This window comes from Kineococcus glutinatus (assembly GCF_039542765.1).
Taxonomy (GTDB): Bacteria; Actinomycetota; Actinomycetes; order Actinomycetales; family Kineococcaceae; genus Kineococcus_A; species Kineococcus_A glutinatus.
The window spans coordinates 1-4,273 of record NZ_BAABIL010000691.1 but is presented as its reverse complement, the minus strand read 5'-3'; the positions used below and the strand labels follow the sequence as shown (position 1 = coordinate 4,273).

General features: G+C 77.1%; 5 protein-coding genes. 2 read left to right on the top strand and 3 right to left on the bottom strand.

Annotation, left to right across the window (positions count from 1 at the left end; all coding sequences use genetic code 11):
- Window positions 1-48: 48 nt before the first annotated feature.
- Entirely contained in the window at window positions 49-1,089 is a 1,041-nt protein-coding gene (locus tag ABEB16_RS20235; protein ID WP_345713994.1) for an NAD(P)/FAD-dependent oxidoreductase, read from the top strand.
- Here ABEB16_RS20235 and ABEB16_RS20230 read toward each other — a convergent pair.
- Window positions 1,052-2,017, bottom strand: a complete 966-nt coding sequence (locus ABEB16_RS20230) for a sigma-70 family RNA polymerase sigma factor (protein WP_345713997.1) — start codon at window positions 2,015-2,017, stop codon at window positions 1,052-1,054. The genes ABEB16_RS20235 and ABEB16_RS20230 overlap by 38 nt on opposite strands.
- A 189-nt stretch (window positions 2,018-2,206) precedes the next feature.
- Window positions 2,207-2,620, bottom strand: a complete 414-nt coding sequence (locus tag ABEB16_RS20225) for a VOC family protein (RefSeq protein ID WP_345713996.1) — start codon at window positions 2,618-2,620, stop codon at window positions 2,207-2,209.
- Between the two features lie 231 nt (window positions 2,621-2,851).
- Here ABEB16_RS20225 and ABEB16_RS20220 point away from each other — a divergent pair, with 231 nt between their 5' ends.
- Entirely contained in the window at window positions 2,852-3,031 is a 180-nt protein-coding gene (locus ABEB16_RS20220) for a hypothetical protein (RefSeq protein ID WP_345713993.1), read from the top strand.
- Between the two features lie 40 nt (window positions 3,032-3,071).
- Here the strand turns inward: ABEB16_RS20220 and ABEB16_RS20215 are convergent, their stop codons facing one another.
- Complete coding sequence (locus ABEB16_RS20215; RefSeq protein ID WP_345713995.1) at window positions 3,072-4,058, bottom strand: acetylxylan esterase; 987 nt, start codon at window positions 4,056-4,058, stop codon at window positions 3,072-3,074.
- Between the last annotated feature and the right edge of the window lie 215 nt (window positions 4,059-4,273).

Here is a 4,273-nt window from a genome sequence, read left to right as displayed (position 1 = left end):
GCCCCGGCGGCGTCCCCCGCCGCACGGTTCGGGCAGGAGGTGGTCGACGTGAGCGACGGAATCGTGGCCGACGTGCTGGTGGACGTGGTGGTCGTCGGTGGTGGTGCGGCCGGGCTGGCGGGGGCGACGGCCCTGAGCCGGTTCCGGCGCAGCGTCGTCGTGGTCGACGCCGGCACGCCGCGCAACGCCCCCGCGCAGGGGGTGCACAACCTGCTGGGCCGCGACGGCACCCCGCCGGCGGAGCTGCTGGCCGCCGGGCGGCGCGAGCTCGCCGGGTACGGCGGGCGCGTCGTGGACGGCGCGGTGACCGGTGTGCGCCGAGTCGGGGTGCCCGCACCGGAGGACCCGGCGGGTGCCGGCGCGGCGGCCGGGTTCGCCGTGGAACTGGCCGACGGGCGGGAACTGCGGGCGCGGCGCCTGCTGGTGGCCACCGGCCTCGTCGACGAGCTGCCCGACGTGGCGGGGCTGGCGGCGCGCTGGGGCCGGGACGTCCTGCACTGCCCGTACTGCCACGGCTGGGAGGTCCGCGACCGGGCGATCGCCGTGCTGGCGACGAACCCGGTGGCGGTGCACGTGACCCAGCTGTGGCGGCAGCTGAGCGAGGACGTGACCCTCGTCCTGCACTCCGGCCCGGAACCGGACGCGGCGCAGCGCGAGCAGCTGGCGGCGCGCGGCGTCGAGGTCGTCGCCGGCCCCGCGGTGGAGGTGCTCGTCGAGGCCGACCGGCTGAGCGGCCTGCGGCTGGCCGACGGGCGCGTCCTGGCCTGCGGGGCCGTGGCGACGGGCACGACGCTGCGCAGCCGGGCGGACTTCCTGGCCGGGCTCGGCCTGCACCCGGTCCCCTGGCAGGTCGGTGAGCACGTCGTCGGCACCCGCATCGAGGCCGGTCCCACCGGGGCGACCGCGGCAGCAGGGGTGTTCGTGGCGGGCAACGTCACCGACCCGGTGGCGCAGGTCGGTGCCGCGGCGGCGGCGGGGCTGACCGCGGCGGCGGCCCTCAACGCCGACCTGGTCGAGGAGGAGGTCCGGCGCGCGGTCGCCGCCCGCGCCCTCAGCCCCGCAGGTCCTCGGGCAACCCGAACACCGTGAACAGGCGCGTGTCGAAGAACGCGCTGACCCGCGAGACGCGCCGGCCGTCCAGCTGCAGCACCTGCAGCTGGAACGGCCGGTGCACGCCGTCGGCCTCGCGCATGTAGAGGCCGTAGGCGGGCTGGCCGTTGGCGCGCGTCGGCACCATGCGCATGTCCCCGGCGCGGCTGGCGGGGCAGTTGGTGGCGATGAGGTCGCCGATGGCCTGCGCCCCCCGGTACCAGCCGGTGAACGGCGGCATCTCCCAGACGGCGTCGGCGCTGAACAGCTCCACCATCCCGCCCACGTCGTAGCGCTCGAACGCGGCGACGTAGCGGTCCAGCAGCACCCGCAGCTGCGGGGAGTCCGGCTCCCGGGTCGTCTCCGGGCTCGCGTCGAGCTGCGCCAGCTGCGCGCGCGCCCGCTGCAGGCTGCTGTTGACCGCGGCCACCGTGGTGCCGAAGTGCGCGGCGACCTCCGCGGCCCGCCAGGCCAGCACGTCGCGCAGCAGCAGCACCGCGCGCTGGCGCGGGGGCAGGTGCTGCAGCGCCGCGACGAACGCCAGCCGGACGCTCTCGCGGGCGGCCACGACACCCGCCGGGTCACCGACGCCGGGCGCCACGCCGACGACGGCGTCCGGCGCGGGCTCCAGCCACGGCACCTCCGCGTCCTCGGCCAGCTCCCCGCGCGGGTCCGAGGGCCCGGCACCCAGCCCGGTGGGCAGCGGGCGGCGCTGGCGGCCCTGCAGCGCGGTGAGGCAGACGTTCGTGGCGATGCGGTGCAGCCACGTGCGGACCGACGAGCGCGCCTCGTAGGTGTGGAAGGCGCGCCACGCCCGCAGGTACGTCTCCTGGACGAGGTCCTCCGCGTCGTGCACCGACCCCGTCATCCGGTAGCAGTGGGCGAAGATCTCCGCCCGGTAGCGGTCGCCGAGGACCTCCTCGGGCAGCTCCGCCGGAACAGGGGCACCTGCCGCGCCGCGCTGCGCCGCGGGGCCCCCCTCGCCGAGGGCCCCGCCGTCCGGCAGGGCGAAGGCGTCCGTCGCGAACTCGTCGCTGGTGCGTGTGGTGGGCACGAGCGGGAGCGTACGCAGGACCACCGACACCGTCAGGTGTCCTGCCCGCCCGCGCCCACCGCCTCACGCGCCGGCGGCGGCCCCGCCCGCGGCGACCGCCGGGTCCGTCCACAGGACCTCCCAGATGTGGCCGTCGAGGTCGCTGAAGGTGCGCCCGTACACGAACCCCCGGTCCACCGCCCGGCGCGGTTCCCGCCCGCCGCAGGCCAGCGCCCCGGCGACGAGGGCGTCGACGCCGGCCCGGTCGTCCGCGGACAGGCACAGCAGCGTCTCGGTGACGGCACCGGCGTCGGCGACGGGCCGGGGGGTGAAGGTGGCGAAGAAGTCCCGCCGGACGAGCATCGCGAAGGCGCGGTCGTTGATCCGCATGCACAGGGCCTTGTCGTCGCAGAACTGCTGGTTGAACTCGAAACCGAGCCCGGTGAAGAAGGTGCGGCTCTTGCGCACGTCGGCGATCGGCAGGTTGACGAAGATCATGCGGTCCACGACGGGCTCCTCGGTTCGCGCGGGGGAAGTTCCTCGTGCCCTGCTGACCCGCCCCGGAGCCCGGACTCATCACACCCACCGGCCCACCCCCACGTCGCGGCCCGGTCACCGGCACGTCACCGGACCGCAACCGGCGGGGGGATGTGCACCGCGCCCGCGGCGTGCGAGGATCGCCGCTCCCGTGCCGGGGCACGCCCCGGCGGATCCCGAGGAGGTGCCCAGGTGGACCACGCACCGTCGTTCGTCGCGGAGATCGCCGCGCAGATCGAGCTGGCCCGGTCCCAGCAGCGGGAGGCCCGCTCGCGCGGCGACGAGGGCGACGCCGAGGTGGCCGAGGGCCGGATCGCCGACCTGCAGGAACTGCTCGCCGGTTCGGCCGAACCGCTGGCCCCCACCTGCTGAGCGGGCGGCCGGGCCCGCGCACCCGGCGGGCCCGGCCGCGTCAGCCCCGCGGGTCGCCGAGGTGCTTGCGCAGGAACACCAGCGCCGCGGCGTCGTCGTCGGCGGCCCCGCCCTCGTGACCGTTGTACGGCCACACCGCGATCTCCTTCTCCCCCGCGTAGGCGTTGAACGCCGCGAACACCGTCGAGGGCGGCACGACGGCGTCCATGAGACCCACCGTGAACCGCGCCGGTGCGCTCGCCCGCCGCGCGTGGTTCACGCCGTCGACGTGGGCCAGGGTGTGCAGCACCCGCTCGACCTTGTCCCGGTGCGTGGCCAGGTAGTCGGTGACCTCCCGGAAGGGGTGGGCGTCGGTGATGGTGACGGCCCGCGGGAAGTCGCAGAGGAACGGCACCTTGGCGCTCAGCGCGGCCACGTCGGGCACGAGGCTCGCCGCGGCGATGGCCGTGCCGCCACCCTGGCTGCCGCCGTGCACGGCCACGCGCCGGGCGTCGACCACGTCGAGGGAGCGGGCGGCGTCCACCGCGCGCGCGGCGTCGGTGAACAGCCGGCGGTAGTAGTACGTCTCCGGCGCGAGGATCCCCCGCGTCATGACGCCGGGCACCTGCGGCCCCCACGTGCCCGAGTCGGGGGTGTCGCCGCGGCTCCACGTCGCGCCCTGCCCGCGGGTGTCCACGTGGAGGTGGGCGAACCCGGCGCTGGCCCACAGCAGGTTCTCCTGCGGCTCGCCGCGGCCACCGCCGTAGCCCACGAACTCCACGACCGCGGCCAGCGGTTCCCCGGCCGGGCGCAGGGCGGCGGCCGGCAGCCGCAGCCACGCCCGGACGGGCTCGCCCGCGAACCCGGGGAACGTCACGTCGAACACGTCGACCGTCACCAGGCCGGTGTCCACCGGTTCGAGGCGGACCCCACCCCCGGCGGCGCGGGCCTCGGCGAGCGTGCCGTCCCAGAACTCCGCGAACCCCGCCGGCTCGGTCACCGAGCTGCGGTACGCGCGCAGCTCGGCCTCGGGCACGTCCACGAACACCACGGCAACCCCTCCCCGCACCGGTCCCCCCGCGGGACGGCGCCCCGGGGAAGCTACTGCACGCGGGCCCCCGGTGGAGCGGTTCAGCCCGCCGGGCCCCGGCGGCGCAGCGGCCACCACCGCCGCCGGGGCGCCGACGCGGCGGTGGGTGGCCCGGCGGCGGGCGGTGCGGTGGGCGGGTGCACCGCGGCCCAGGCCGCCAGCGACGCGTCGAG